Genomic DNA, 25,767 nt, shown 5'->3' on the forward strand with positions numbered 1-25,767 from the left:
TTCAACAAAGTGACAGGCTGATCAGTCGGCTGACCCGAACGAGGCCAGGAATCAGGTTCCAGCGATCGTTCGGCCTGGCATCGGCTCTGCGAGCGCGGCTCGCCAGGGCGGCGCTCCGAAGGGGTCGGCGAAGTACTGTGTTTCGTGCACCACGTGCTGGTCAGCGAATTCCATGATGCTCACCGAGTACGAAGGCACACCGTCGTAGGTGATCACGCATTCGCTCACCCACAGATTGGCGTGGCCGGTGATCCGCTGGACGGTGAAGTGTCGGTCGGCCGGGTGTCCGCCGCGTTGCGCCGAAATCGTCGCGCGGCCCCGGAACCGCTCACCTGACTGCGGGTAGTCCAGGATCGCGTCCGTGGCGTAGATGGCGTGCTCGACATCGGTGTTCCCGCGTTCCGAGGCCCGCCAATGCTCCTCGATCGCGGCCCTGGTCCGGGAGTCCTCATCCATGGCACCGCCCTTCCGTAGCGGTGACAGCCTAGATGATCTATTCCAAGGGGTTAGTGATCGTAGGCGGTCAGGGAACGTAGGACGGTGTGTCCGGTGGCGTCGTTGTGCCAGACCGCTGCGGTCAGGGCGAGGATTCGCTGCATGACGCGGGCGACCACGCCGCCGGGTGTGCGGCCCCGGTGCTGTTCGAGGTCAAGCTGTCCCTTGAACGTCTCGTTGATCGACTCGATGACCTGCCGCAAGGGCTTGAACAGATGCGCGCCCGGCCGCTGCCGTTCGCCCTTGCGGGCGGGCCGCAGTAGTTGGATTCCGTGCTCTGCGAGTTCATGTTCGAAGGCGCGACCGTAGTAGTTCTTGTCGCCGATCAGCGTCTGCCCGGTTCGACCTTGGAGAAGGCCGGGTTCGGCGGCGAGGAGGTCGAGGAGGGTCTCGCGCTCGTCGGCTTTTGCTCCGGTAAGGGCGAAGGCGACTGGCAGGCCCTGGAGGGTGCATATCAGGTGCAGGCGCAGGCCCCAGAAGAATCGGCTGTGGCTGGCGCAGTAGCCGTACTGGGCCCATCCGGCCAGGTCCGAGCGTTTGACGGTTTCGCGGGATCGGCCACATTCCACCGGGGTGGAGTCCACGACCCACACGTCGTCGCTCCACACCGAGGATGTGGTGGCCAGGATCCGGGTGACCCGTCGCAGCAGGCCGGCGGCCTTGCGCAGCCGCTTGTTGTAGCCGGGCTGCTGCGGCAGGTACGGGAAGAGGTGCCGCAGATGGGTACGGGCGTGACGGATCCACCTGGCCTCGGAAGTGAAGCCGAGCAGGGCCTGCATCACGGCGAGGGTGACCAGTTCGGCATCACTCAGGCGGGGTGCGATGCCGACCGGCGGGCGCCATGATGCCAGGTCCGGACGCTCCTTCAGCAGGTCGTCGGTGGTCGCGTAAAGTGCGGTCGCGAGGGTGTCCTGGTTGTTCGTCACACAACGATCTTGGACACCCTCGTTCTCATGCCCGCACACACCCCTTGGAATTGATCATCTAGGCGCCCCGGGCCACAGCCGGCCCCCGGTCGGGCAGACATGGGCTGCCAAGTCCTCCCTTTGGGCGGATCCCAGGCGACAGCCGTCCACCGTGGCAACGGCTTCGAGAGATCGTCACCCGGCTCACCCCACCTTCGATCCATTCTGTTAGGAGTTTTAAGTCCAGGAAAACTCCTGACCGGCGGTTCTGTCCACCGTCACCCCCGTGCAGCACTGGCGCGTGCCTGATCAGCAGGTTGATCGTTGGCCCGGTGGGAGGCCAGGATGGGGCACTGGGTGTACGCGTTTTCGGGTTGTCCGGAGCTGGACGATCAGCAGCATGTCGGCCACGAGGCCGAGCCGGGAGCCGCGATTGTGCGGAAGCGTCCAGGGGACCCTGGCATCGTGGACGGCTATGTGCGTGAGGGCCTCGATGAGGTGATGATGGTGGCCCGCTACCGGTGGGTGGCCAGTGGTGATCCGGCCTCGGTGACACCTGCGGTGTGGCGGGCCGCGGGAGCTCCTCCGCTGTCGTGAGTGCAGTGGCGGAGAGCTGATCAGGTGTCTTCATCGAGCTGATCCGGCCGGGATGTCAGTGGTCCGGCCCGTCGGGGTCACGAACCCGCCCGAGTCACCACCACATCGTGGTACGGGTCCTTCGGAGCCGGGACGCGCCGGACCGCGGTGGCGTCCAGGGCCGGGCTCGCATCGTCCGTGCCCACCTTTCCGGTGGGGTGCCAGGTGCCGGTGACGGTCACCCAGGCGTCGGCGGACGGCGCCGGTGCCCCGTGCACCCGCACCTTGCGCACCTGGGCGTCGGCGGCGCAGCAGCTGATGACGAGGCGGCTGACGTACCAGGTGCCGTGGCCCCCGGGGGTGACGAAGCCGGTGAGCCGGACGATATGGCCCTTGAGGGTGCCGTCGGTGTCCCAAACCGCCCGGGAGCTGAAGTCGTTCAGCGTCATCGGTACCACACCGGTGTCCGGCAGGGCCGGGAAGAGGCTGTCGCCGCTGGCGCCACTGTCGCCCGAGGAGGAGGGGGCCTTGGGGGCCTTCGCCTCGTCACGGGACGCGGTGTACGAGCCGAGCGCGGGCGGCGCCAGGAAGAGGATGGTCAGGGCCGGTATGTACAGCAGCCAGGCGACCTTCGGGCCGCCCGCGTGGCTGTGACCGTGGCCGTGTCCGTCGCCATTGCCCGGGTCGCCGTCGTGGCTCCGGGCGCCGCCCGTACGGGGACGGTTGAACGGGAAGCCGTCGCGGGCGGCGCTCACCGCGCCGAGCGCGATCAGCAGCACCCCGGAGGCGATCAGCGCGGGCCGCAGCCCCGGGCGCACATAGCGCAGATACAGATCGGTCAGCAGGGAGATGTGCAGCAGACCGACCCCGAGGAAGAGGAGCAGCAGCACCTGGATGTTGCGCTTCACAGCAGCCACCACCCCACCAGAGCGCTGCACAGCACCGCGACCACCCAGGTGGCCGACGAGAAGCGCACCGCGAAGGCGCGCCCGAAGGTGCCGGACTGCAGGGCGATGAGCTTCAGGTCCACCATCGGGCCGACCACCATGAAGGCGAGCCGGGCGGTGGGCGGGAACCCGGTGAGCGAGGCGGCGATGAACGCGTCGGCCTCCGAGCAGACCGCGAGGACCACCGCGAGCAGCCCCAGCATGGGCAGCGAGAGCCACGGGGAGTCGGAGAAGAGCCGCAGCACGGAGTGCGGCACCGCCACATTGAACGTGGCGGCGGCCGCCGCGCCCACCACGAGGAAGCCTCCGGCGTGCAGAAAGTCATGCTGGAGCGAGACCCGGAACTCCTCCGCCCGGCTCGCGCCGGGCGTGTGCCCGGTCGGTCCCTTCGGCAGCCGCAGCCACTCCTCGCGGCCCGCCCGGATCCACAGCCAGCCCATGGCGACGGAGGCCAGCAGCGAGGCGATCAGACGGGCGGCGACCATCCAAGGGTTACCGGGGAAGGCCACATGGGTCGCGACCAGCACGATCGGGTTGATGGCCGGGGCCGACAGCAGAAAGGCCAGCGCCGCCGCCGGGGCCACCCCGCGCCGCATCAGACTGCCGGCCACCGGCACCGACGCGCACTCACACCCCGGCAGCACCGCCCCGGCGACACCGGCCACGGGTACGGCGAGCGTCGGGTTGCGCGGAAGCACCCGGGTGAACACCCACGCCGGTACGAACGCGCTGATGGTGGCCGACACCACCGTGCCCAGCAGCAGAAACGGCACACCCTGGATGACGATCGCGGTGAACACCGTGCGCCACGCCGCCACCGCCCGATCGTCCAGCGCGGCGGAGGTCTCGGGCCCGAGCGCGAGGGCGAGGCCGCCGAGCAGCATCACTGGGAGGCCAGCGATCAGCGCATGAGAGGTGATGCGTGCTGCGGTGCGCATCCCGCCGGCCCCGGCGGGGGGAGACGTCACCCCACCACCGTCGCGGTCCGCGGACGATGACGGCGGCGCGAGGTCGACATCGCTGCCCAACCTTCCTCCTCTCACAGGGCCTTCACCAAACGAACATACGGCGACCCACCTTAGCGGCACGGCGTGTCCGCGAATTCGAGTCCCGACGAAGCATGACTCGTCATTCATGTGGTGACGGATTTCATTTTCAATCAGGCTCAGAATCGTACCGCCCCTGCCGCGCGCCAGTGGAGGTGATCTGCCATGACCAGCCGGAGAACCCGGCAGCGAAGCGCCATCCTGCGCATCCTCACCGGGTGTCAGGACTTCGTCTCGGCGCAGGAACTGCACGCGCTGCTGACCGCGGCCGACGTTCCGACCGGGCTGACCACGGTCTACCGCGCCCTGCGGGATCTGGAGGCTACGGGTGGCGTCGACGTCGTACGCGACGAGGTGGGAGAGCGGCTCTACCGCCCGCGGCCCGCCGAGGGACACCGTCACTACCTGATCTGCCGCTGCTGCGGCCGCAGTCGGCCGGTGGACTCCGAGATCGTGGAGCGATGGGCCGACCGGCTCGGAGCGGACACCGGATTCGCCGCGGTGGAGCACACCGTCGAACTCACCGGCATCTGCGGCGACTGTCAACCCGCCACCGACGAAGGAGAACCCGCCGCCATGCCACTGGGAACCTGTCCGGGGCAGAGCCCGCAGCTGCGCGAGCTGAGGCAGTCCGTACGACGCCTGCTCGGGCTCGACGACGACACCGGCGTCGTCATCCGACAACTCGCCTGCGCCGAACCCGGCTGCCCACCCTTGGAAACGGTCATCGCCGTCCTTCCCGTGAATGGCCAGGCCCACCGATGGACCCTGCACACCTGAAGGGTGTCTTTATTGCCGTACGGTGGTTGACCTGGGGCTTTGTGATCGTCCACGTATGGGCATGATCACTGATTGTGGGTCTGCGACTGCTCTACTTGATCTTCTGCCGACTACTGGGTTGCCTCCTCGTGCTGGGCCAATCGACCGCCGCGAAGAACGCCGAGATCCTTGCCCTTCGTCATGAGGTCACTGTGCTGCGTCGGCAGGTCCAGCGGCCGCGGCTCTCATGGGCTGATCCGTGCTGTGCTCTCTGCTCTCGCGCGGCACCTGCCATCCGCCTTGCGCCGCCATCGGCTGGTCACCCCGGGGACGCTGCTGGCCTGGCACCGTCGTCTGGTGCGTCGGAAGTGGCCGCAGGCACCAGTGAGGCCCGGTCGACCACCGTTGCCGGAAGGCGTTGCGGCGCTCATCCAGCGCCTGGCACGAGAGAACCCGACCTGGGGATACGTCAGGATCCAGGGTGAGCTACGTCGGCTTGGTCATCGGGTTGCCGCCGCCACGGTCCGGCGCGTCCTGCGCCGCTCCGGCCTACCGCCCGCACCGCAGCGCGCATCCCAGCAGACCTGGCGTACCATCCTCCGAGCCCAGGCTCACACGCTTCTGGCCTGCGATTTCATGCACGTGGACACCGTCTTCCTCAAACGCCTCTACGTCTTCTTCGTCATGGAGACTGCCACCCGGCGCGTTCACGTCCTGGGCGTCACCGCCCACCCGACCGGCGCATGGGTCACTCAACTCGCCCGCAATCTGCTCATGGACCTCGGCGACAGGGCTGGGTGCTTCCGGTTCCTCATCCGTGACCGGGACAGCAAATTTACCGCCGCGTTCGACGCCGTCTTCGCCGGCAACGGCACAGCCGTCTTACCGACTCCGCCGCAAAGTCCCCGGTCCAACGCTTTCGCCGAACGATGGATACGTACAGCCCGCGCCGAATGCACCGACCGCCTCCTGATCATCGGTGAACGACACCTGCGTACCGTCCTCAACCTGTACGCCGAGCAGTACAACACGGGCCCACCGAAGCCTTGGCCTACGAGCACCCGAGGACGACCCGAACGTCATCCCCCTGCCCGCTGTTGCGGTCAGGCGCCGCCAGGTACTTGGCGGACTACTCAACGAGTACCACCACCACGTCACCCCGTCTGCCTCACCACACACAGGAAAGGCCCAGCTCAGCAGCCTAAATGGAATATTGACACCCTTCAGGACTCTGTTGGTCGATGTGATCTGGGGTTTCGTCGATCAGGCCGCGAGGCTGAGGACGAGCTGTTCGCAGTGGGAGACTCGTGTCGTGCCCAGCGGGGGTCCGGTCCACCAGGCGTCGAGTCGGTAGAGGTTGAGTGCGGCCGCGGTCAGGACCTGGGCCAGTGAGGTCTTGGCGAGGCCGCGGTAGCGAGTACGCCGGGTGCCGGAGCGCCGCACCGCCTGCGAGATACTGCCCTCCACCCCGGCCCTGGTGTGGTACCGCTTCTTCCATTCCTCGGTCTGCTGTTCTGCCCGACGTTGTTGGAGGAGTTCGTGCTCTTCGCGCGGGAGCAGTGTCAGGACGCGGTAGGCGGCCGTGGTGCAGGTGTCCTTGGCCGGGCAGCTGGTGCATCCGGCGCCGGAGAAGTCGATGTGGGTGCGGGGTTCGCCGCCGATGACGGTGTCACTCCAGCGGGTGCTGATCCGGCCCTGCGGGCAGGTTGCTTGCCAGGCCTGCCAGTCGATGTGGAAGTCGGTGGCGGCGTAGCCGCTGTCGTGTAGGGCCGGTCGTCCGCCGGCCTGTTTGACCGGCCCGATGACCTCGATGCCCTGTGCACGGGCCTGAAGGATGATTTTCGCGCTGGTGTAGCCGCTGTCCATGTAGTGTTCGGCCGGCTTCAGGCCGCGCTCGGTCAAGGTCTGGTGGACGGCATGGGTGAGCTGGTGGTCGTCCGTCGTGGCCGGTGTGGTGGCCGTGCATGTGATCAGGTGCGGGAGGTCGTCGTCGCAGCTTTCGGTGAGATGGGACTTGTAGCCGTCCCAGGCTGATCCCCGCTTCACTCCGCAGCGCGCCTGCGGATCGTGTGGGGAGACGATGCGTGCCGCTCCCGGCGGGCGTTGTTTGTTTCCGCGCCAGCGCACTCCGCGGGCGTCGCGCTGGTACTCCTGGGCCCACACGGTGCGCAGGAGCACGACCGCCTCGAGGCCGGCGAGGTGGGCGGGGGCCGTGGGATCGTCGAGAGTGTCGAGGAGTTCGTAGCCGTCGCCCCCGACGTTCTCGGCGAACGCGGTGCGCTCGGCCTCGCCTTTGGGAAGCCGGTAGGAGTCGGCGCGCTGCTGGTAGCGCGCGAGCCAGTCCGCGTTGACCGCGTCGGTGCCGGCCAGCCAGGCGGGAGCGGCCACCGCCAGCGCCTCAAGGGCGCAGCGCATGGTCTCGGTGACGAACTCCAGCCGGTTCAGGTCACGGATGCAGGCGATGACGTGGGTGGGTGGAGTCGGTGCGGGCCCGGCCGCCGGCCCGCAGCAGGCCCTGCTTGTTGCACTGCGCGAGGATGGCGTCCAGGATCTGCTGTTCCAGGCGGTGGGCGATCAGCCGGTCGCGGAACTCGCTGAGCACCGAGAAATCAAAGCCAGGATCGGCCAGTTGGAGGCCGAGGGCGTATTTCCAGTCGATTCGGCCACGCACAGCATCAGCGGCCTGCCGGTCGGTCAGCCGCTCTGCGTACTGCAGCACGCTGACCAGCGCCAGCATCCCTGGAGACACGGACGGACCGCCCCGATGCGCGAACGCCGCCACGAACCTCTCGCTTTCAAACACCACCCCGAACTCGTCCCTGATCCGCATGGCCAGACACCCGCGCGGAAACGCAGCACGGGCGACCCTCGCCGTGGACTCAGGCACCGCGGGTGCAGGCAACGGACGCATCGACATGATCTCCCCCTCGGCCCCAGGAAACAGACCCGGCAACGAGCAGTGTCCAACGCACCCGAAGGTCATTTCACGTGAACCATCACATCGACCAACAGAGTCCTTCAGGGGAACGCGGGTCGGGCAGGGGAGGTGGGCGCGGGTGTTCCTGAAACCCCGGCGGACCCGGTCCGGGGTGAGTCGGTCGGAGGCGGTGGGTTTCTCCCAGGGCCGGCGGAGGTCCGCGGCGAGGGGCCGGGCGAGCCGGAGCTGGGTATGGGCGACGATCAGGATCCAGGTCCAGCGGTCCGCCGCCTCGGGAGTACGGAGTTTCAGGGTGGTCCAGCCGAGGGTCTGCTTCGCGAAGCGGAAGGTGTGAGGTCGGCTCGGGTCGGCCTGCCCCGGTTCTGCTGTCCCTCCTCCCACCGCGCATCACAACTCTCGGTGATCACGACGGCACTGGCTGGTTAGCGTATGCCGCCAGGCGTGGGATCGGGAAGGGGGCGCTCGACACTGCGCCGCAGCACCGAGAACCGTCTGGGGACGCAGGAACTTCCGCAGGAACGCCTCATCCGCTTCCCGGGACTGCCCGAAGGACTGACGGTGAAGGAAGTGGTCAGCCTGCTGGGGCCCTTGGTCCGTTCCCCGCTGCACGCGAGGAGCGGGGTCGTGCCGTGTGAACTGTCCGGTCTCGCCAAGAGGACGGTTCGGCACAGTGGTCTACGCGTCATCGATGGCAGAGTTCCATCACCTGGTCCGTCAGGTCCACGAGAGAATCCAGCAAGGTTGAGGTTGGAGCACATGAGCCCAGACGACGGGGCCGTTCACAGTAGGCGCTGGCTGATCCTGGCAACGGTGGCAGGGTGTTTTCTCCCGGTGGCGGCGGACGCGACAATCCTCAATGTCGCCGTGCCGTCGCTGACGGAGGCACTGGGAGCCTCGGCCCGGGAACTGCTGTGGATCGTGGACATCTATCCCCTCGTGATGGTGGGGCTGGTGCTGGTCACCGGCCCCCTGGGGGACCGGGTGGGGCACCAGAGGCTGCTCCTGACCGGCCTCGGGGTCTTCGGAGTGTCCTCCGCACTGTCCGCCCTGGCCACGGCCCCCGCCGCGCTGATCGCCGGGCGCGCCGCACTGGCAGTCGGCGCGTCGATGATCATCCCCGCCACCCTGGCCATCATCCGGCAGGTCTTCCACGACCCCCGTGAGCGGGCCTTCGCCATCGGCCTCTGGAGCGCGATCGCCGCGAGCGGCGCCGCCGTGGGGCCGGTGGCGGGCGGGCTGATCCTCGCGCACTACTGGTGGGGCGCCGTCTTCCTGATCAACATCCCCCTTGTCGCGGCCGCGCTCTTCCTCGTGTTCTCGCTGCTCACCAACCAGGTCCCCGAGGACAAGGACCCCTGGGAAGCCACTTCCCCGGCTCTTGCGGTACTGGGGACCGTCGGCATCGTGTACGCGGTGAAATCGGCCGCGCACCAGGGCTCGGCGCCCATCGAGACATGGGTGCCCGGAGTAATCGGACTCGCCGCCGCCACACTCTTCCTGCGACGCCAGCACCGCTCCGAACAGCCCATGCTTGACCTCGCCCTCTTCCGCGAGCAGCACTTCCGCGTCGGTGTGATGGCGGCAACCTTCCCGGTCTTCGTGCTCGTCGGCTTCGAACTCCAACTGGCCCAGCATCTGCAGTTCGTGATCGGGAAGTCCCCCTGGGCAGCGGGCATCTTCCTGCTCCCCATGCCGATCGCCGCGTTCGCCGCCGCACCTTTGGCCGGACTTCTCTCCTCCCGGTGCGGAGTGTCGGTCATCATCCCCGCCGGACTCGGGCTGGCAGCCCTCGGATACGTCGGCATCGCCATAGCGGTCGACAGCAGCGCCTCACTCGCTCTCGCCGGCTGTCTGATCCTGATCGGAGCAGGCCACGGAGGGGTCCAGGCCGTGGCTTCTGATGCCATCATGACCGGCGCCCCGCCGAACCGGGCCGGAGCGGCGGCCTCGATCGAATCGGTGTCGTACGAAGTGGGAGCCGGGCTCGGCATCGCGCTGCTGGGCAGCCTCATGGCCGCTGTGTACAGCCACACCTTCGCCCTGCCGCCCACTACTGAGGCAGCCGTCCCGGACAAGGCGTCGGACTCCATCGGCGAGGCTGTTTCCCTTGCCCACAAGGCTCAGACCGATGTGGGCCAGGCCATCACCGCCGCCGCCAAGGAGGCATTTATTCACGCCTACCGTGTCACAGCGATGAGCGCCGCGGTCATCGTCGCCGTCACCGCGGTGGTAATCGCCCTCATCCTCAAGCGGAGCATGCCTGGCCATGGAGAAGAAGAACAGGCCAGCCACCGATCTGACCCCATGCCTGATAACCGTCGCTGAGCCGCGTCAAAGTGCCTCATTTTCATCGGTTTTGGCTCACCTTCCGTGAGGTGGCCACACTGAGTGACGGGAGTGGTCTGCTGGATGACTCGGGAAGTTGACCCGGAGGCGGCCTGAAAGTCCTGCAGATGGGGGGATCATTGATGGTGTGGCTGACATCGTCCATGTGATCACAGCCTTGGAGGATTTGGCCCAATGCGGATCTACATCAGTGTGGACATGGAAGGCATTACGGGGCTCGTTGACACCGATGATGTCCAGCCTGGCGGCCGGGACTACGAGCGCGGACGTCAGATGATGGCCGAGGACGTCAACGCGGCCGTCCGAGGAGCGGTCGCAGCAGGTGCCACCCACATCACCGTGAACGATGCACACGGCCCCATGCGCAACCTTCTGCCCGAGGCCCTGCACCCGGCGGCCCGCCTCATCCGTGGCAAACCCAAGAACATGGGCATGCTGGACGGTCTCGCTGCCGACCACGACGCCGTGATCTGCGTCGGGTACCACTCCCGAGCCGGCACACTCGGTGTGCTGAGCCATAGTTTCACGGGGCATGAAATCGAGGACATGTGGCTGGACGGACGGCCGACCGGTGGGTGAGATCGGCCTGGCCCAAGCAGCCGCAGGAGCTCTTGGTGTTCCCGTGGCGGTCCTCACCGGCGACGACCGCGCCTGCGAAGAAATGACGGAGTGGGACGCCTCGGTCACCACCGTGGCCGTGAAGTACGCCCGCGACCGCTTCGCGGCCGAACTACGCCCTGCGGTCGAGGCACGTACGGCAATCGAAAAGGCCGTTGCCTCAGGTTGTGTTGCACCGAGGGTCCCGTCGACGGCTTCGGAACCGGCTACCCTCACGGTCCGATGGCAGTCGGCCTCGGTGGCCTCCGCGCTTCAGGGAATCCCCGGGGTCACCGCCACGGACTTCCGGACAGTTGGGGCGCAGGGCGCCCTGCCCAGCCTCTACCGTCAGTTTGGAGTGTGGATGCGGGTGGCGGCTTCCATGACCAATCAGCCACCGTACTGCTGACCGCTGTAAACAGAACTGCATCGCACGGTCTCATCCGACGTTACACAGCACCGAACGACGGTGGGTAACGAACGCGGACTCACCGGTCAAGCCCTCGAGCGGCCAGGGCGGCAGCCGGGCTGCCGGTATCGCAGCAGCCGGTCTCGGCGTTCAGCCGCCCCTGTTCTCTGGCCCAGGCCGTTGAGGTGACTGGCGAGGCGCGCCAGTCACCTGTACAGCAGGACCCGCTTGCGCAGGAGCGAGAAGTTGGCGCGGCCGAACATCTGGCGCTTGACGGGTGTGGAGGCTGGGCAGGTCGTCCTGCCGGACGGCGTCCAGCCAGTCCGGCAGGCGTTCGCCCTGGTGCTCGGTGAGCATGACCGCGAAGGAGCGGACATGCCGGGTGAGGGCGTCGAGTTCGGGGCAATGGGGGCGGACGGTCTTGAGCCGGAGCTGCTCGGGCTCGGTGAGGGTCTCCGGGGGGTGAGGATCCGTCCGGCGGCCTTCGGCGGAGAGGGCGACCGGGCGGTCACCGGCCGCAGCGAAGTGCGGTTCCTGCGCAGACACCTCACGTTGCTATGCCGTCAAGCCGCGGCGGCCAGTTCCGTGGGGAAGGCGGTGTTCTCGTCGAACGGTTCGCGGTGCTGGAGGCAGTGGTAGAGCTGTCCGATCATGCGGTTGAAGAGGTTCCTCTGGGCAGCTGCGTGCCAGTCTCCTTGTTCGCGTCGGCGCCGGTAGTGGACGTTGGCCCCGGCGGAGGCCCGGAGCGAGGAGAAGGCCCAGAGGTAGCCGGCGTGGTTGAGGCGGTCGTTCTTCACCCAGCGTCGGGTGATGCTGGACTTCTTGCCGGACGCGCGGGTGATGGGCGAGGAGCCCGCGTAGGCCTTCAGGCCGCGGGCGTCGGCGAAGCGGGTGTGGTCGTCCCCGATCTCAGCCAGGATCCGGGCGGCGAGCTGGATGCCGAGCCCGGGGAAGCTCAGCAGCACTTCGGCGTCCGGGTGTTGAGGGAACGACTCCTCCACCGCCTCGGCGAGGTCGTCGGCGGCGGTGCAGGCAGCTTCCAGCTGGACCAGGAGGGCGAGCATCTGCTTGCCGAGCGCGTCCTCGACCAGGGGCGGCTGGTGGGCCCAGTCGGCGCGGAAGACCTCGCGGAGCCGGTCGGCCTCGGCCTCGATACCTCGCTTCCGTCCGGCCCGCTTGAGGGAGGCCTGAATCTGCGTGCGGCTCAGCCGTGCGGCCCTGGCGGGCGTCGGGGCGGTCTTGAGGAGTTCGCGGGCTTCGGGCCTGCACAGGCCGTTGGTCCAGGTGGCGAAGGCGTCCAGGGCTGCTGGGTAGTACTCGCGCAGCAGGGAGCGAAGCTGGTTGGCGGTCTGTTGCCGGTTCCAGGTGGCGTCCTGCTGGGCGCGGGCGAGGACGGCGATGGCGCGGCCGAGGTCGCTGTCGTCGGGCAGCTGCCGGTGGGCGTGCATGTCGGTGCGCAGGATGTTCGCCAGGACCAGGGCGTCACCGGGGTCGGACTTCTTGCGCGAGACGCTGTGCCGGTCGCGGTAGCGGGCGGCGGCCATCGGGTTGATCGCGAACACCTTCCGCTTGCCCGTCCGCAGTACCGCCACCAGCAGGCCCCGGGACGTCTCGATCGCCACCGGGATCGGATTCTCCTCGGTGTCGCCGTACTCGGCGAGCAGGTCCAGCAGCAGTTTGTAGCCGGCCGCGTCGTCGGTGATGTGCCGCTTGGCCAGTAACTCACCGGTGTCGTCGACCAGGGCGATATCGTGCGTCCGTTCCGCCCAGTCGACTCCGCAGTAGATCAAGGGTCTTTCCTTCCCGATGTACAGGTATTTGCGCTGGTCACGAGCGCATGCGGGCCACGCAGCGACCTAATCCCAGGCCTCAACCGCGGCGCGGCCGGGCCGCCACCTCACTAGCCGTTCGTGGCACCAGCGCACCCCACGGGCCTCGGTCTGTGCAGGAGCTCAGCGGGCTCGGGCGTATCGAGAGGTCACCGTGCGATGGGCTCGCACCACCAACACCAACGAGTGATCAAGCGGTGAGTTGTTGACGGTGGTGGCGGTCGCGAAGACGCCGAACGTTGCCGATCTGCGCAGAGGCATAAGAGGCCAGGTAGGCGCGAGGCATCCGCCCGGCGTCCACGCGACCGCCACCACCATGAGCACCAGGACCGCGCACACGATCTACATTCAGGCGTTGCCCGCCCGGCTGCCCTTATTAGTCACGATCCGGCACTCGAACATCCCGAGAAGCACCCGCTCATCGGAACACCCTTAACTACGGATTAGGTAGGCGCGGACGCGCTGATAGCTGCCTTTGCAGCCGAGCGGCACGATCTCCTCCCAGAGCTTCCAGGCGCTGGTTCGGTCCTCGCTGCAGCGGTCGTCGAGGTAGGTCTTGTACTCGTCGAGGACAGAGGTCCGGTTCTGCCACTGCCCGGCGAAAAGCTCTTGGGGCGTGTCAGCACGGGAGAACCGCAAGACAGTGTTCTGGCTCATGCCGAGTTGCCGGGCCACGGACCGCTTGCTGTGTCCGGCGGTCGGCAGTGCGTGAATGGTGGCGTGCTTGGCACGGGTGCGCTCGGCGAACCGATGGCCCGTCGGCCAGGGTGAGCTGGACGGCTTCTCTTCGGAGGCGGGCTCCGGCTCGGGTTCGGAGGCTGTAGGAACGAGGCTCGGAGGCAGTGGCGGTGCTGGGCGACGGCCCGTTCGGCGGCTTCGCTCAGGTTGTGCCAGAGGTGCCACCGGTCCGCGACCCGGACGGCCTGCGGGGCGTCGGCGGCGGCGCCCTCGGCGAAGAACGGTGCTCCCGGCAGATGACCTCGACGCCTGGTTTGCCGACGCTGCCCCCCTCTGCGGAGCGAAGGCCAACCAGGACTGCACCGAGCCGGTCGAGCCGGTCGAGCCGGGCGGCGAAGCGGTCTCGCGAGACCACGGCCACCACGAGCGGATCATCCCGATCGTGAAGGAACGCGAGGCTGCCGCGAAGGCCAAGAAGGCACGGGGAGAAGAGGACCAACGGACGGGCCGGGGAACCACGAGCCTGGTGCCCGCGTACAAGCTGATGAAGATCTCCTGCCCGGTATCCACGCCAAGCCGAATGGTGTGCGCTGCCCGCCGGGATCCCACCAGGCAAGGCGGGACCTCCTCATGACGGTGGTGTGCCTGCTCTGCACACCAAGCGCGAGGAATTGCGGAGGCAGCCACCCGTGGGGGTGAATCCCCTCAGGTGAGGCCCCGCGGTAGCCGGGTCCGGCCACGGTGGTGGGCATGATGATGAGAAGCTGTGTCAGCAGCCGGTGATCCGTGACCTTCTGTCGCCGAACGTTTTTCACTTCCGATTCACACAGTTGGCCTCAGAAGCTGTGTCACGTCCTCTTTCCGGAGGTCGCCGCGGTCACGGTCAGCTGAGTGCAGTGGTTGGCGCGTAGCGCGGTGAGGATCCCGAGGGCGGAGATGGCTGCGAAACCGAGCAGGAGATAACGCGCGGAGGTAGCCGTTGAAGGGCCGCCCAGATTGACCAGGAGGCCGGCGACCGCCGCGCCGAACGCTGTCGACATCGTGAGCACAGTTGCGATCGCCGCGGCGGCCTTCTCTCCCTCCTCTGTGTCCGGCGTGCTGTCCATCGCGGCAACGGACAGGTGGGGCATGGCCAGGCCGATTCCTGTGCCGGCGAGGAGAAGAACCGGCAGCCATGAGATGACCAGAAGTAGTGATGCGTCGCGGTGCTGCAGCAGGGCGAGCACGGCGAGCCCGGCAGCGAGGAGCCCGGGGCCGGCTACCCGGAGCCGCCGAACCGTCCGCCGCTGACGTGCTGAGGAGCTGATGACTTGGCTTGCTGACCAGCCGAGCGAGAGTGCTGCTCCGAAGAAGCCGGCGACAGCTGGTGGCAGTCCGCCCAGGCGCTGTCCGAACAAGGGCAGGAACGTCTCTGTGGCGACGCCGGCGGCGAGGAACACGATGGTCAGGTAGACCCACCGCAAAGCGGAGCCGGTCTGGTAGGTCGGGCGTGGCAGGACTCGGACCTGGCTCCTTTTCTCCGTCATCACGAAGGCCATGACCAATGCCAGTGCCAGCGCGATGAATACCACCATCATGGCCCCGTTCGAGAGAAGGCCGGCGACGCTCACGGCGCCTGCGGCCCCGATGACCAGCATCAACGAGCCCAGTGGTACCGGAACCGCCTCCACCTGGCTCCGGCCGCTTCCGGGAAGTACTCGCGGGACGAACGCCGCCATCACTGCCGAGGCGACAGCCAACACGACGAACGCCAGCCGCCAGGATCCGAACTGGGCGAAGAGCCCGCCCAGAGTCGGGCCGACGAAGTTGCCCAGGCCGAACATGGCGGAGATCAACGCGCTGCCCCGTACCCACAGGTGGCGCGGCAGTGCCGAATAGATCAGAGCGAACCCCAGACCGGTCAACAAGCCCGCCCCAAGCCCTTGCGCGCCACGGCCGGCCAGCAGTACCGGCATGGTCGGACTGGCGGCGCAGACGACCGACCCGGCGGCGAAGACGCCAAAGCCAAGCAGGTAGGAGCCGATATTGCCGTGCCGGGAAAGAGTCCGGCTCACGAGCATGGTCGCGACAACTTGGGCGGTCAGGAAGACGGTCATGTTCCATGCATAGAGGCGTTCACCACCGATGTCCGTGACCGCCGTCGGCAGCAGGCTCGCGGCCAGGTAAATGTTGACGGCGCCGACGAGTACGCCTCCGGCCAGCACCACAGCGGTGCCGAAATAGCTGCCGAGTTCCCGCCACGACCCAACGCTCTGACTGTCGTCCACGTGCGAACCCCGTCCTTGAGTGGCTTCCTTCCGGGCATCATGACGGGACGGGGGGACCCGGTAATCCGGCAAAACGGACGTGACTCACCTCACACTTTCACCCTCGCGGTAGCCGCCTGAAGACCACCTCCTGCCCCGGCTCCGTGCGGTGATCCTGAGCGTGTGAGTATCAGGAGTGAGTACCCAGTGAACGCCAACCAGATCTATCGGGCTCTTGTGGCGTTGGGGGCCGAGCCGCTCTTCGACCCGGAGGTGCGGCCTGAGGGCCCGCAGGAAAGGGCCGTTTGCGCTTGCTCGGCGCTCTGCCGGCCAAGACGGACCTGAAGCTCACTGCTTCGCCCCGGTCGGCGGACGAACAGATGGAGGACGTCGCCGAATCGGTGATCGGCTGGATGGAGGAGGCGGGACCCGACTCCGATCTGTCGGCCAACGTGCTGTCCAGCCGGTTGTAGCGCACTGGGCTGCAGCTCCTGGGTCAGGAGGAGGGGGCGCCGCCGGGCCGGACGGCGTCCTGCATGGCCGTGACTGCCCCGGCAGACATGTTCAGTGCGCATCTGCACTCCCAACGCGGTGACGCGGGCGGCACCCGGCGAGCCCTTGGCCGGGCGGAGGTGTCCGTCATCCAGGTGCTGCAAGGACTGCATGACCTCCGCGTCGTCATCGGCGGCGTCGAGGAAGAGGAGGAGTAAGACGGCGGTTGGCCGTCGGCCGAGTCCAGCAGCTAAAGTCCTACGGCCGCGCCTGGGTCTCGGTGAAGCATGTATAGGGTCTGACCGTGGCCCCAGCGGGACGCTCGGCCCTGGACAGCATGCTCGCCACCTGCGTCTGAGGCAAAGCCCCGGTGAGCAAGAGGCAGTGTCCACACTGTTCTCCGGCGCTCGACGATTACAGGGCCTTGCGTAATGCCCGGTTGATCTGAGGGTCTCGTCCTGGGCGGTACGGGGTGATGGGGAGGTAGCCGCTTTGTCGGTAGAGCGCGAGGGCTGCCACGTTGGCCACGCCGGTCTCCAGTTGCATGTGCGTGTATCCGCGGAGACGGGCGTCGGTCTCGAGGCGGAGCAGGAGTTCCCGGCCGAGTGACTGGCCGCGGGTATCGGGGTGCACGTACATGCGTTTGACTTCGGCGGTGCTCGCGTCCAGGCTGCGCCATCCACCGCAGCCGGCCGGGCGGGCGGTGACCTCCCGGGCGAGGAGGAAGAGGCCCTGGGGCGGGGTGTAGTCCTCGGCCGGGGTATCGGTGGGATCGTCGGCGTAGCCGTACATCTCCAGCTGGGCGGTGTGCAATTGCCAAAGGAGCTGCTGTACATCGGGGTTGTCATAGCGAGCAGGCGTCACTGTCCACGACCGGGGCGGCTGGGTGCGTGTCGGGCATGTCATGCATCTGATAGTCCCCGGTCGATGGCAGCGACGGTGGAGGTCTTCGAGGGCGGCACGGGCAAGCCGCCGCGGAGCAGGCCCGCCGGGAGGCTGCCCGTGCGGCTCCCAGGAACCCACGGAGCGCGAGCACCAGGCCGTGGCCGTGGACGCGGTTTTGCCAGGTGCTGCCGTGCGAGGGGCGGGATCGGGAGCCGGACGGTGCGAGGCGTGCGGCTGCCGGCGCCGGGCCCTGAATCGATCCGGCCTGCCGCCGCTTCTGTCGCGGGCCAGGGGCTGTGAGGAGGGGGTGCGGTGGCTGCTCGTACCGGTCGCAGGAGCTTCGGCGGGATTTACGCCCTCGGGCAGGCGGTGCGGAGCAGGTTCATCGTTCCGAGGCCAGGTGGGGAGGGGACATGGCGGGAGTGCTGCGGTTTCCTGATCTGCGAGATCTTGGACCGTTGAGCCGGGTGGAGTGGGAGACACTGCGGTCGTTGAACCGAGCGTGTGTGGATCTGGAGCAGGAGTGGGAGGCGGCCCGGGTCCAGACCGGCCGCGCGATGGCGCGGGTGGAGGTGACCGAGGGGTACACGGAGCACAGCCAGTTTCGGTACCACGCGGCGGGCATGGATACGGCGTACGATCCCGCTGTCCAGTACGAGCGGCGGATCAGCGAGATCACCTGGCGGTACGCAAGCGCGAGCGTGCTGCTCGGTATCACCGTCCTGGACCGGGGCGCTTCGACGCTTCCAGCGCCGGTGGCGTTCATCGCTCGCGTGCGCCGAGCTGATCGCCGACGACATCGTCTCCGTCGACCTGACCGGCCACATCAAGACCGTCACCGACACCACCGGCACCGTCCACCGCGCCAAGGCCGTGATCGTCGCGACCGGATCCGGCCACCGCAGACTCGGCCTCCCGAACGAGGAAGAACTCTCCGGCCGCAGCGTCTCCTGGTGCGCCACCTGCGACGGCTTCTTCTTCCGCGACCACAACATCATCGTGGTCGGAGGCGGCGACCCGGCCATGGAGGAAGCCACCTTGCTCACCCGCTTCGCCCGCTCCGTGACCGTCATCCACCGCCGCTCCACCCTCCGCGCATCCAAAGCCATGCAGGACCGCGCCTTCGCCGAAAAGATCTCCTTCGCCTTCGACAGCGAAATCACCCAGATCACGGAAACGGACGGCAAGCTCACCTGCGTGGTCCTGCGCGACACCTTCACCGGCGCCACCCGCGAACAGGCCGCCACCGGACTGTCCATCGCCATCGGCCACGACCCGCGCACCCACCTGTTCACCGGCCAGCCGGAACTGGACGCACAGGGCTACCTCAAAGTCGACGCACCCTCCACCCGCACCAACCTCCCCGGCACCTTCGCCGCCGACGACGTCGTAGACCACACCTACCGCCAGGCCATCGCCGCCGCTGACACCGGCTGCGCCGCAGCCCTGCACGGCGAAGGCGCCAACTCCGTGTAACCGCAGGCGGAAGCGCGATGACTGATCGCGCCGCTCGGTTCAGGATTGAGGGGTCTGCCTGGTGACACTGGCGGCGAGGGTGGCCAAGACGAGGCAGGCGGCCATGACTGCTGCCATCGGTGCGGGGCTGTGGGTGCCGAACAGTCCGACCAGCGGGGAGACGGCCGCTCCGAAAAGGAACTGGCCGCTGCCCAGGAGGGCGGAGGTGGCTCCAGGTGCCGTGCGCCCGCGGCCTTGGGCGATGGTGACCACAGCAGGGAAGAAGACCCCGAACGCGGTGAGGGAGAGCAGAAGGCACAGCCACGTCACGGGTATGGTGCTGCCGATGGTCACCTGGACGAGCAGCAGGGCTGCTGGGCCTGTCATCGCCAGCACGGCGCTGGCGGTGAGGAGGGCTTCGGCGGACCAGCGTCTGGCCAGCCGTCCGCAGGCCAGGCTGCCGGCCATGTTGCCGATGGCGTTGACGCCGTAGACGAGGCTGGCAAGGCTCGGGGCCAGGTGGTAGATGTCCTGGAAGACGAAGGCGGTCCCGGCGATATAGGCGAAGACCGCGGCCCCGCCGAAGGCCAGGGTCAGTACCGGGGCGATGACGGCGCGCTGGGCGGCAACCTGTCCGATGGCGCGAAGGCTGCCGACCAGTCCTCCGGTCAGGCGCGCGTGCGGCGGATGGGATTCCGGAACCCACCGCAGTACACCCAGGAGAAGGAGCAGGCCGATGAGGGCGAGGACTGCGAAGACGTAACGCCACGACACCACCAGCAGCAGAGCTCCCCCTACCAGCGGGGCCAGGACCGGGGCCGTGGCGCCGATCGCTCCTAATCGGGAGAAGACCGTGGCGAGTTCACTGTCGTCGAACAGATCGGCGACGACCGCGCGGGCGATGACGATCCCGGCCGCTCCCGAGAAGCCCTGCCCGACCCGCGCCGCGTTCAGTACAGCCAAGGTCGGGGCCAACGCGGACACCACGGAGAAGAGGGCGAACAGCCCGGTCCCCGAGACGAGAACCGGGCGGCGTCCGATCGCGTCACTGAGCGGTCCCAGGACGAGCTGTCCGGCGATGATGCCCGCCAGGAAGCCGGTCAGGGACATCTGCGCGCCGGAGGCGTCGGTTCCCAGTGATCGTGCCAGGTCCGGAAGTCCGGGAATGTACATGTCGGTCGCCAGCGGACTGGCCGCGCTCAGCCCGGCCAACACCACCAGCAGCCGGGCTCGTTGCCGGGAAGCGCCGCGAGGGGCGTGAAGAGGCCGGGCCGCGTTCTCAGCGTGGTGAGCGGTCATAGCGGGGGAGCAGCCCCCTCTGTGTCCGTGTGTGCTGGCGTGCTTCGCGCCTTGGTGGCGACCTCGGCCGCAGCCACCTGCTCTATCAGTCCGGCGGCGATCTGCAACATGCCGCGCTCGGCAGGCGATAGCGTCTGACGCAGCGCCTCCGCCAGCCACCTGTTGCCGTCTCGGACGTGCTCCTGCAGTGCGTCCCGTCCCGCGTCCGTGAGCGCGATGTTCTGGCGGCGCGCGTCCACCTCACTGCGGGAGCGGCGGATACGCCCCTGCTCCTCCAACTCGTTGAGTACTCGGGTCAGGGACTGCACCTGAAGCCCTTCGACGGCGGCCAGTTCGGAGGGCGTCAAGGCGCCGCTGTGCCGAAGGTTCGCCAGTACCGAAGCAGCCAGTCGCGTCAGGGTCCGGCCGCTTCCCGGTTGCTCGGCGCGGAGCCGTGACGCCAGTCGGGACACCCCCACCGCAACGACTCGGCCAGCAGGAGATCCGCTTTCTCCTGCCTGTCTGTATCACCGTCCACAGATAGAAAGCTAAAACTTGGTGTATATGAGTGGCAAGGCTTGGTGGGGCGCCATTTTGTAAAGCATCAGCTTGCTTTCTGGCGGAGGGAGGCTTGGCAGTCGAGGGGGCGGTCGGGGTGGACTTACCAATGCCTTGCCGACCGGCACCCCTCACCGCTCGTCTTGGCCGTGTGGGGCGGGCAGCGCCAGGGCCAGGGCGGCAATGCCCGTGCACACGGCCGCAATGGTCAGGAACACCGCCCGGTAAGAGGCTGCAGTACCGGGAGTGGTGGCAGCGAGGGTGCCCAGGGCGGCAAGGCCGAGGGCACCGCCGATCTGCCGGGTGGCGTTCATCAGTCCCGAGGCCGCGCCGGCATCCTGCTCGGCGATGCCGTCGGTGACCGTGGTGGTGATGGGGGTGATCAGTAGGCCCATACCGGCGGACATGGCGACCGCGGGCCCGAGCAGGCCCTCCAGGTAGCCGCTGCCCGTCTCGATCCGGCTCTGCCACACGAATCCGGCCGCGGACAGCAGCGCGCTGCCCATGATCAGGGTCCGGGGCCCGGTGTGCTGCATGACGGCGGGGGCCAGGCGGGCGGCGGCGATGCCGACCAGGGTGTGCGGCAGGAACCCCGCTCCCGTGGCTAGTGCTCCGTAGTGCAGCTCGCCTTGCATATACAGCGACAGGAAATACCACATGGGGATGAAACAGGCCCCGGCCAGCAGTATCACCACGTTGCCCGCCCAGACCGGACGCATCCGCAGCAGGCGTGGCGGCAGCAGCGGAGCCGTCGCGTACCGGGTTTCCACCGCCGCGAACACGGCCAGCGCGGCAACCCCGACGCTGAGGCCCACCAGGACCGCCGGTGAGTGCCAGCCGTGTGCGCCGACCTGGGTGACCCCGTGGACGAGGGCGCTCACGCCGAGCGTCGCCAGCAGCGCCCCCAGCAGGTCGAGCTTCCCCGACTCGCTGCGAGCGTGGTCAGCGGGCAGCAGCCGTACGGCGGCGAGAACCGCCGCCGCGCCGACGGGGACGTTGATCAGCAGGATGGATCGCCAGGACAGGGAGTCGGTGAGGACGCCGCCGAGCAGGTTGCCCGCGGCTCCCCCTGCGGAGCTGACCGCGGTCCAGGTGGCCAGTGCCCGGGTGCGGCCCGGCCCTTCGGTGAAGGTGGTGGTCAGGATCGTCAGCGTGGCCGGGGCCAGTACAGCGGCCCCCAGCCCTTGCACGGCCCGCATCGCGATCAACACCGCCGGTGTGGTGGCCAGTCCGCCCACCAGGCTGGAGGCGGTGAAGAGCACCAGCCCCCACAGGAACACCCTCCGGCGGCCGTACAGGTCCGCCAGGCGCCCGCCGAGCAGCAGGAATCCGGCGAAGACCAGTGCATAACCGCCGACCACCCACTGCAGACTTACGGAGTCGAAACCCAGGGCGGCTTCGATCGAGGGCAGGGCGACGTTCACCACCGAGACGTCCAGCACCACCATGAACTGCGCCGCACATGCCAGCCACAGCACCGCCGATGCCCGGCGGCTCGGTGTCCTGGCCGGCTGGGTCGTGGTGTCCGGTGTGCTGCTGCCCTCGTGTGCTTCGTGGAATCCCATGTCCCTCCACCCGTCGTCGCTGCCCAGTTTTATCGTACGGCGGTACTATGAAACCGGGTTGCCGGACGGAGAGGGGATGGGGTGCCGAAACGGGTCGATCACGCCCAGCGTCGCGGGCACATCATCGATGCGCTGGTCCGGGTGGCCGCGGCCGAGGGGCTGCATGCGGTGACGATGCGTGGGGTTGCGGCGGAGGCGGGCATGTCGCTGAACCTGGTGCAGTACTACTTCGACTCCAAGCCGCAGCTCATGCACGCGGCGCTGGAGCGGCTGGAGCAGCAGAGCCATGAGCGTTGGTCGGCCAGGCTGGCCCGCCTGCCGCATACTGTGACCGCTCATGCCTTCATCGAGGCGTTCTGTGCGGAGGCGCTGCCCACTGACGGGCCCAGCCGCGCCTTCCACTTGGTGTGGACTTCATACGCGGTGCTGGCCATGACCGATCCGGAGCTGGCCGCGCAGCCGTTCGTCGAAGGCCCCAATCGCCTGGAGCGGCAGCTCACGGACGTACTGCGGCAGGCCCAGGCCGCCGGCGAGCTGGCCGCTGACGTTGACGCGTCTGTTGAGGCTGCGCGCCTGCTGGCCATGAGTCACGGTCTGGGCACCAGCGTTCTGGTCGGACAGCGCACCGCGGAGGCGGCGAAAGCCATGATGCGTCATCACCTCAGCGGGCTTTTCGGCCTACCCGCCGAGGTATAGAGGCGGCGGGAGCTGTGCTGCCCGCCGGGCACGGTCGTTGTGGCCGCTCAGGCGGTGGTGATCCTCGTGTTCTGGACGGTGCAGACCCACCACGCGCCGTCCTTCCTGGTCAGTACCCAGGTGCCGGCGTTGGCGCCGCTTTCCTGCGGGGTGGCCCAGTGCTGCCGGGTGGACACCACGGCGACGTCGGCGGCCGGGAAGGTGATGTGGTCGATCTCGAGCGAGGTGCGGAAGCCCTCGGCGTGATGACGGGACGATCCCGCTCACCTGGCTGATCGCCCAGTGGCCCGAAGGCGAGACGGAGCCGGTCAAGTACTGGATCTCGAACCTGCCCGCCGACATCCCCGCGAAAGATCTGGTCCGTCTCGCGAAGTCCCGGTGGCGGATCGAGCACGACTACCGCGAGATGAAGACCGTCCTGGGCCTGGACCACTTCGAGGGCCGCTCCTTCAACGGCTGGCACCGCCACGTCACCCTCGTCACCGCCGCCCACCTGTTCCTGACCGAACAACGGAGGAGCCCCAAAGCCCCTGCCAGGGCCTGACTCTCTACCAGGCCCTGGACCTCCTCCAACACCTCATCGCCACCTGGACCGGCACCTGCCCCACCTGCCAACGGACCGTCCCCTGGCAGCCCTACGACACCACCTAACAAAGCACTACTAGAAGGCTCGTGAAGATCTTGGGTTCTGGCCCTGCCGTGTCAGCGGCAGGGCCAGACTTGTCTTGTGGCGATGGGTGAGTGGGTCGGCGAGATGGTCGGGCCGGATGTGTGGGAGACCTGCCGGGACCTGATTCCGGCCGGGAGTGTGTTCGCGTTCCTGGCCGAGCATCGTGGCGAGCTGTTCCCGGCTGAGATGTTCGTGGACATGTATCCGTCGGCGAATGGACGGCCGAGCATGCCGCCGCAGATCCTGGCCGCCGCGATCGCGCTACAGGCCCTGCACGGGCTGTCGGACTTCGAGACAGTCCAGGAATTGCGGTGCGACCTGCGGTGGAAGGCCGCATGCGGCCTGGGCCTCAACGACATGGCGTTCGATCCATCGCTGCTGGCCTACTTCCGCCGCCGGCTGGCCCGTTCCGCCCGCCCGAACCGCATCTTCGAGACCGTACGCGAGGTCGTGAAGGCCACCGGTGTCCTCAAGGGCAAGCACCGCCGGGCTCTGGACTCCACTGTGCTGGACGACGCGGTCGCCACCCAGGACACCGTCACCCAGATCATCGCCGCCGTCCGCGCGGTGATCCGCGAAGTCCCCGGCGCCGACACGGCCGCCGCTGCCCAGTGCACCGCCCACGACTACACCGACCCGGGCAAACCGAAGATCGCCTGGAACGACGAGCAGGCCCGCGCCGAGCTGGTCGACGCACTCGTCACGGACGCGCTGCGGCTGCTGGGTCACCTGCCCGAACAGCAACTCGGCGAGAAGGCCGCGAACGCGGTGGGCATCCTGGCCCTGGTCGCCGGTCAGGACGTCGAGCCCGCCGAGGACTCCGACGGCCGCGACGGACGCTGGCGCATCACCCGGGGCACCGTCCCTGGCCGGATGGTCTCCACCATCGATCCGGAAGCCCGGCACATCCACAAGACCCGCAGCCACCAGCAGGACGGTTTCAAGGCCCATCTGGCCATCGAGCCCGAGACCGGCTTATACACCGCCGTCGCCCTGCGGCCCGGCTCCGGGCCCGAGCACCATGAGGCTGCCGTGGGTCTTGAGCTGCTCGCCGACGAGGACACCCCGGTGGACGCCTTCGGTGACACCGCCTACTCCACCGGCGACGCCCGCCAGGCCCTGGACCGGGCCGGGCACCGGCTGTTCCTCAAACCCGCCCCGCTGCGGCCCGCCGTCCCCGGCGGCTTCACCCTCGACGACTTCGCCATCGACACCACCACCGCCATCGTGACCTGCCCGGCCGGACACGCCGTGGGCCTGTCCGACCCCGGCGGGCAGCACCACCAGCGCAAAGCCTCTTTCGGGAACTTATGCACCGGATGCCCCCTGCGCGAGCAGTGCACCAAGGCCAAGGCCGGACGCATCCTGACCATCCGCCCGCACCACGACCTCCAAGCGGCCGCCCGCCACCAGGCCGCCACCGATCCTGACTGGCAGGCCGACTACCGCCGCTGGAGACCACCGGTCGAACGCGCCGTCGCATGGCTCGTCCACCACGGCAACCGCCGACTCCGCTACCGCGGCACCCTCAAGAACGACACCTGGCTCCACACCCGAGCCGCCGCCCTCAACCTCCGCCGACTGATCAACCTCGGACTCACCCGCATCGACGGCGCCTGGCACCTCGCCCCAGCCACCACATAACGAAGAGGGGCCATCCGGCCTCCGGCCGGACAGCCCCTCACCAAGATCTTCATCGGCCTTCTAGGCTCTGTCTCAGGGGCAGAAGCGGTCACCGTGGCCATACCACGCGAAGGAGGCCCAGCATGACGATCCAGCGGATGGACAACGTCCTCATAGTCGTCGACGACCTTGAGGCTGTCATTGCGTTCTTCGTCGAACTCGGCATGGAGCTGGAGGGCAAGGGGCCCCTCGAATGGCGCGGGGCGGAGCGTGTCATCGGGCTCGATGACGTCCGGCAGGACATCGCCATGCTGCGGGTCCCGGACGGCCACGGGCGAGTAGAGCTGGCCAAGTTCCACAGGCCGAAGGCCATCACCCCCGAGCCGAAAGACGCGCCGGCGAATACGCTCGGCCTTCGTCGCATCATGTTTGCCGTCGACGACATCGAGGCCGTCGTTGCCCGCCTGCGGGCCCAGGGCGCCGAACTCGTCGGCGAGATCGTGCAGTACGAGAATATCTATCGGCTCTGCTACGTCCGCGGCCCCGAGGGAATCGTCGTCGGGCTCGCCGAGCAGCTCAGCTGAAGGCCGCCGAAGGGGCCGTGCACCCACAGGGCAGGCGGCGCCACCTCAGCTGACTTGCGGCTTCTACACATGTCGGAACGGCCCAGCGCCCCGTGTCACTGAGGGCGAGGGCACGGCGGTGGTGGGCGCCTTCAGCCCCGACAGCTCGAATCCGGGCGCTCCCGGTCCGCTGGCGTGGGCCGAGCCGGCT

General features: G+C 68.2%; 22 protein-coding genes and 5 pseudogenes. 13 read left to right on the forward strand and 14 right to left on the reverse strand.

Annotated elements, in window-relative coordinates:
• Nucleotides 1-51 precede the first annotated feature (51 nt).
• Both AS97_RS45165 and AS97_RS45170 read right to left on the reverse strand, forming a co-directional pair.
• Nucleotides 52-456, reverse strand: a complete 405-nt coding sequence (locus tag AS97_RS45165) for a hypothetical protein (protein ID WP_037652204.1) — start codon at nucleotides 454-456, stop codon at nucleotides 52-54.
• Between the two features lie 50 nt (nucleotides 457-506).
• Nucleotides 507-1,421, reverse strand: a complete 915-nt coding sequence (locus AS97_RS45170; protein WP_210564085.1) for an IS982 family transposase — start codon at nucleotides 1,419-1,421, stop codon at nucleotides 507-509.
• A 324-nt stretch (nucleotides 1,422-1,745) separates the two neighbouring features.
• Here AS97_RS45170 and AS97_RS45175 point away from each other — a divergent pair, with 324 nt between their 5' ends.
• Nucleotides 1,746-1,997, forward strand: coding sequence for a hypothetical protein (locus tag AS97_RS45175; protein ID WP_059147293.1), 252 nt, complete (start codon nucleotides 1,746-1,748; stop codon nucleotides 1,995-1,997).
• A gap of 77 nt (nucleotides 1,998-2,074) precedes the next feature.
• Here AS97_RS45175 and AS97_RS45180 read toward each other — a convergent pair whose 3' ends face one another.
• Together AS97_RS45180 and AS97_RS45185 are read right to left on the reverse strand one after the other, a co-directional pair.
• The gene (locus AS97_RS45180; protein ID WP_059147292.1) at nucleotides 2,075-2,884 is read right to left on the reverse strand and encodes a TIGR03943 family protein; all 810 of its coding nucleotides are present in this window, start codon (nucleotides 2,882-2,884) and stop codon (nucleotides 2,075-2,077) included.
• On the reverse strand, nucleotides 2,881-3,861 hold the full coding sequence (locus AS97_RS45185) for a permease (RefSeq protein ID WP_210567424.1): 981 nt from the start codon (nucleotides 3,859-3,861) through the stop codon (nucleotides 2,881-2,883). Before AS97_RS45185 ends, AS97_RS45180 begins: the two co-directional genes overlap by 4 nt.
• Nucleotides 3,862-4,134: 273 nt before the next feature.
• Here AS97_RS45185 and AS97_RS45190 point away from each other — a divergent pair, with 273 nt between their 5' ends.
• Complete coding sequence (locus tag AS97_RS45190; protein ID WP_247204715.1) at nucleotides 4,135-4,749, forward strand: Fur family transcriptional regulator; 615 nt, start codon at nucleotides 4,135-4,137, stop codon at nucleotides 4,747-4,749.
• A gap of 74 nt (nucleotides 4,750-4,823) precedes the next feature.
• Nucleotides 4,824-5,933: pseudogene (locus tag AS97_RS45195) on the forward strand (IS3 family transposase).
• A 58-nt stretch (nucleotides 5,934-5,991) separates the two neighbouring features.
• On the opposite strand, the gene AS97_RS45200 reads toward AS97_RS45195, so the two are convergent.
• The 3 genes and pseudogenes from AS97_RS45200 to AS97_RS48810 all read right to left on the reverse strand — a co-directional run.
• Nucleotides 5,992-7,143: a transposase gene (locus tag AS97_RS45200; protein WP_247204716.1), complete on the reverse strand. Its 1,152-nt coding sequence runs from the start codon at nucleotides 7,141-7,143 to the stop codon at nucleotides 5,992-5,994.
• A gap of 31 nt (nucleotides 7,144-7,174) precedes the next feature.
• A complete protein-coding gene (locus AS97_RS48285; RefSeq protein ID WP_247204717.1) occupies nucleotides 7,175-7,558 on the reverse strand; it encodes a transposase in 384 nt (127 codons plus the stop codon).
• Between the two features lie 192 nt (nucleotides 7,559-7,750).
• Nucleotides 7,751-7,999 (reverse strand): annotated as a pseudogene (locus AS97_RS48810) (transposase); the annotation flags it as partial.
• Nucleotides 8,000-8,476: 477 nt separating this feature from the next.
• Between AS97_RS48810 and AS97_RS45205 the strand changes: the two are divergent.
• Nucleotides 8,477-9,991, forward strand: a complete 1,515-nt coding sequence (locus tag AS97_RS45205; RefSeq protein ID WP_185930020.1) for an MFS transporter — start codon at nucleotides 8,477-8,479, stop codon at nucleotides 9,989-9,991.
• Between the two features lie 195 nt (nucleotides 9,992-10,186).
• Nucleotides 10,187-11,018 (forward strand): annotated as a pseudogene (locus AS97_RS45210) (M55 family metallopeptidase).
• A 563-nt stretch (nucleotides 11,019-11,581) separates the two neighbouring features.
• Here the strand turns inward: AS97_RS45210 and AS97_RS45215 are convergent.
• From AS97_RS45215 to AS97_RS45225, 3 genes are all read right to left on the reverse strand, one after another.
• Entirely contained in the window at nucleotides 11,582-12,808 is a 1,227-nt protein-coding gene (locus AS97_RS45215) for an IS110 family transposase (protein WP_210566959.1), read from the reverse strand.
• A gap of 471 nt (nucleotides 12,809-13,279) precedes the next feature.
• Nucleotides 13,280-13,522, reverse strand: a complete 243-nt coding sequence (locus tag AS97_RS45220; RefSeq protein ID WP_125759759.1) for a hypothetical protein — start codon at nucleotides 13,520-13,522, stop codon at nucleotides 13,280-13,282.
• A gap of 851 nt (nucleotides 13,523-14,373) precedes the next feature.
• A complete protein-coding gene (locus AS97_RS45225; protein ID WP_210566960.1) occupies nucleotides 14,374-15,792 on the reverse strand; it encodes an MFS transporter in 1,419 nt (472 codons plus the stop codon).
• Nucleotides 15,793-16,076: 284 nt separating this feature from the next.
• On the opposite strand from AS97_RS45225, the gene AS97_RS45230 reads away from it, so the two are divergent.
• Both AS97_RS45230 and AS97_RS45235 read left to right on the forward strand, forming a co-directional pair.
• The gene (locus AS97_RS45230; protein ID WP_210566961.1) at nucleotides 16,077-16,244 is read left to right on the forward strand and encodes a hypothetical protein; all 168 of its coding nucleotides are present in this window, start codon (nucleotides 16,077-16,079) and stop codon (nucleotides 16,242-16,244) included.
• 69 nt (nucleotides 16,245-16,313) lie between these two features.
• Nucleotides 16,314-16,481: a hypothetical protein gene (locus AS97_RS45235; RefSeq protein WP_210566962.1), complete on the forward strand. Its 168-nt coding sequence runs from the start codon at nucleotides 16,314-16,316 to the stop codon at nucleotides 16,479-16,481.
• 196 nt (nucleotides 16,482-16,677) lie between these two features.
• Here AS97_RS45235 and AS97_RS45240 read toward each other — a convergent pair whose 3' ends face one another.
• Complete coding sequence (locus AS97_RS45240) at nucleotides 16,678-17,169, reverse strand: GNAT family N-acetyltransferase (protein WP_086708555.1); 492 nt, start codon at nucleotides 17,167-17,169, stop codon at nucleotides 16,678-16,680.
• Between the two features lie 756 nt (nucleotides 17,170-17,925).
• Between AS97_RS45240 and AS97_RS45245 the strand changes: the two are divergent.
• Nucleotides 17,926-18,624 (forward strand): annotated as a pseudogene (locus AS97_RS45245) (FAD-dependent oxidoreductase); the annotation flags it as partial.
• 39 nt (nucleotides 18,625-18,663) lie between these two features.
• On the opposite strand, the gene AS97_RS45250 reads toward AS97_RS45245, so the two are convergent.
• From AS97_RS45250 to AS97_RS45260, 3 genes are all read right to left on the reverse strand, one after another.
• The gene (locus AS97_RS45250; RefSeq protein ID WP_210566963.1) at nucleotides 18,664-19,902 is read right to left on the reverse strand and encodes a multidrug effflux MFS transporter; all 1,239 of its coding nucleotides are present in this window, start codon (nucleotides 19,900-19,902) and stop codon (nucleotides 18,664-18,666) included.
• On the reverse strand, nucleotides 19,899-20,360 hold the full coding sequence (locus AS97_RS45255; protein WP_210566964.1) for a MarR family transcriptional regulator: 462 nt from the start codon (nucleotides 20,358-20,360) through the stop codon (nucleotides 19,899-19,901). The genes AS97_RS45250 and AS97_RS45255 overlap by 4 nt, the downstream gene beginning before the upstream one ends.
• Nucleotides 20,361-20,570: 210 nt before the next feature.
• Nucleotides 20,571-22,004, reverse strand: coding sequence for an MFS transporter (locus tag AS97_RS45260; RefSeq protein WP_210566965.1), 1,434 nt, complete (start codon nucleotides 22,002-22,004; stop codon nucleotides 20,571-20,573).
• 81 nt (nucleotides 22,005-22,085) lie between these two features.
• Between AS97_RS45260 and AS97_RS45265 the strand changes: the two genes are divergently transcribed.
• From AS97_RS45265 to AS97_RS45285, 5 genes and pseudogenes are all read left to right on the forward strand, one after another.
• Nucleotides 22,086-22,700 carry a TetR/AcrR family transcriptional regulator gene (locus AS97_RS45265; RefSeq protein ID WP_210566966.1) on the forward strand — a complete coding sequence of 205 codons (615 nt, stop codon included), beginning with the start codon at nucleotides 22,086-22,088 and terminating at the stop codon, nucleotides 22,698-22,700.
• Between the two features lie 39 nt (nucleotides 22,701-22,739).
• Nucleotides 22,740-22,946 carry a hypothetical protein gene (locus AS97_RS45270; RefSeq protein ID WP_086708549.1) on the forward strand — a complete coding sequence of 69 codons (207 nt, stop codon included), beginning with the start codon at nucleotides 22,740-22,742 and terminating at the stop codon, nucleotides 22,944-22,946.
• Nucleotide 22,947: 1 nt separating this feature from the next.
• Nucleotides 22,948-23,244: pseudogene (locus AS97_RS45275) on the forward strand (transposase); the annotation flags it as partial.
• Between the two features lie 189 nt (nucleotides 23,245-23,433).
• Complete coding sequence (locus AS97_RS45280) at nucleotides 23,434-25,014, forward strand: IS1182 family transposase (RefSeq protein ID WP_210564187.1); 1,581 nt, start codon at nucleotides 23,434-23,436, stop codon at nucleotides 25,012-25,014.
• A gap of 122 nt (nucleotides 25,015-25,136) precedes the next feature.
• Nucleotides 25,137-25,577: a VOC family protein gene (locus AS97_RS45285; RefSeq protein ID WP_059149216.1), complete on the forward strand. Its 441-nt coding sequence runs from the start codon at nucleotides 25,137-25,139 to the stop codon at nucleotides 25,575-25,577.
• Nucleotides 25,578-25,767 lie beyond the last annotated feature (190 nt).

Origin of the sequence: Streptomyces sp. AgN23 (assembly GCF_001598115.1) — a bacterium.
In the GTDB taxonomy this organism is placed as follows: domain Bacteria; phylum Actinomycetota; class Actinomycetes; order Streptomycetales; family Streptomycetaceae; genus Streptomyces; species Streptomyces antimycoticus.

What these genes read in the sequence shown, in the direction of transcription:
- AS97_RS45165 (WP_037652204.1), bottom strand. Translation starts at nt 456, where the DNA reads ATGGATGAGGACTCCCGGACCAGGGCCGCGATCGAGGAGCATTGGCGG.
- AS97_RS45175 (WP_059147293.1), top strand. Translation starts at nt 1,746, where the DNA reads ATGGGGCACTGGGTGTACGCGTTTTCGGGTTGTCCGGAGCTGGACGAT.
- AS97_RS45185 (WP_210567424.1), bottom strand. Translation starts at nt 3,861, where the DNA reads ATGCGCACCGCAGCACGCATCACCTCTCATGCGCTGATCGCTGGCCTC.
- AS97_RS45190 (WP_247204715.1), top strand. Translation starts at nt 4,135, where the DNA reads ATGACCAGCCGGAGAACCCGGCAGCGAAGCGCCATCCTGCGCATCCTC.
- AS97_RS45200 (WP_247204716.1), bottom strand. Translation starts at nt 7,143, where the DNA reads ATGCGCTGCGCCCTTGAGGCGCTGGCGGTGGCCGCTCCCGCCTGGCTG.
- AS97_RS48285 (WP_247204717.1), bottom strand. Translation starts at nt 7,558, where the DNA reads ATGCGGATCAGGGACGAGTTCGGGGTGGTGTTTGAAAGCGAGAGGTTC.
- AS97_RS45240 (WP_086708555.1), bottom strand. Translation starts at nt 17,169, where the DNA reads ATGACATGCCCGACACGCACCCAGCCGCCCCGGTCGTGGACAGTGACG.
- AS97_RS45250 (WP_210566963.1), bottom strand. Translation starts at nt 19,902, where the DNA reads ATGACCGCTCACCACGCTGAGAACGCGGCCCGGCCTCTTCACGCCCCT.
- AS97_RS45260 (WP_210566965.1), bottom strand. Translation starts at nt 22,004, where the DNA reads ATGGGATTCCACGAAGCACACGAGGGCAGCAGCACACCGGACACCACG.
- AS97_RS45280 (WP_210564187.1), top strand. Translation starts at nt 23,434, where the DNA reads ATGGGTGAGTGGGTCGGCGAGATGGTCGGGCCGGATGTGTGGGAGACC.
- AS97_RS45285 (WP_059149216.1), top strand. Translation starts at nt 25,137, where the DNA reads ATGACGATCCAGCGGATGGACAACGTCCTCATAGTCGTCGACGACCTT.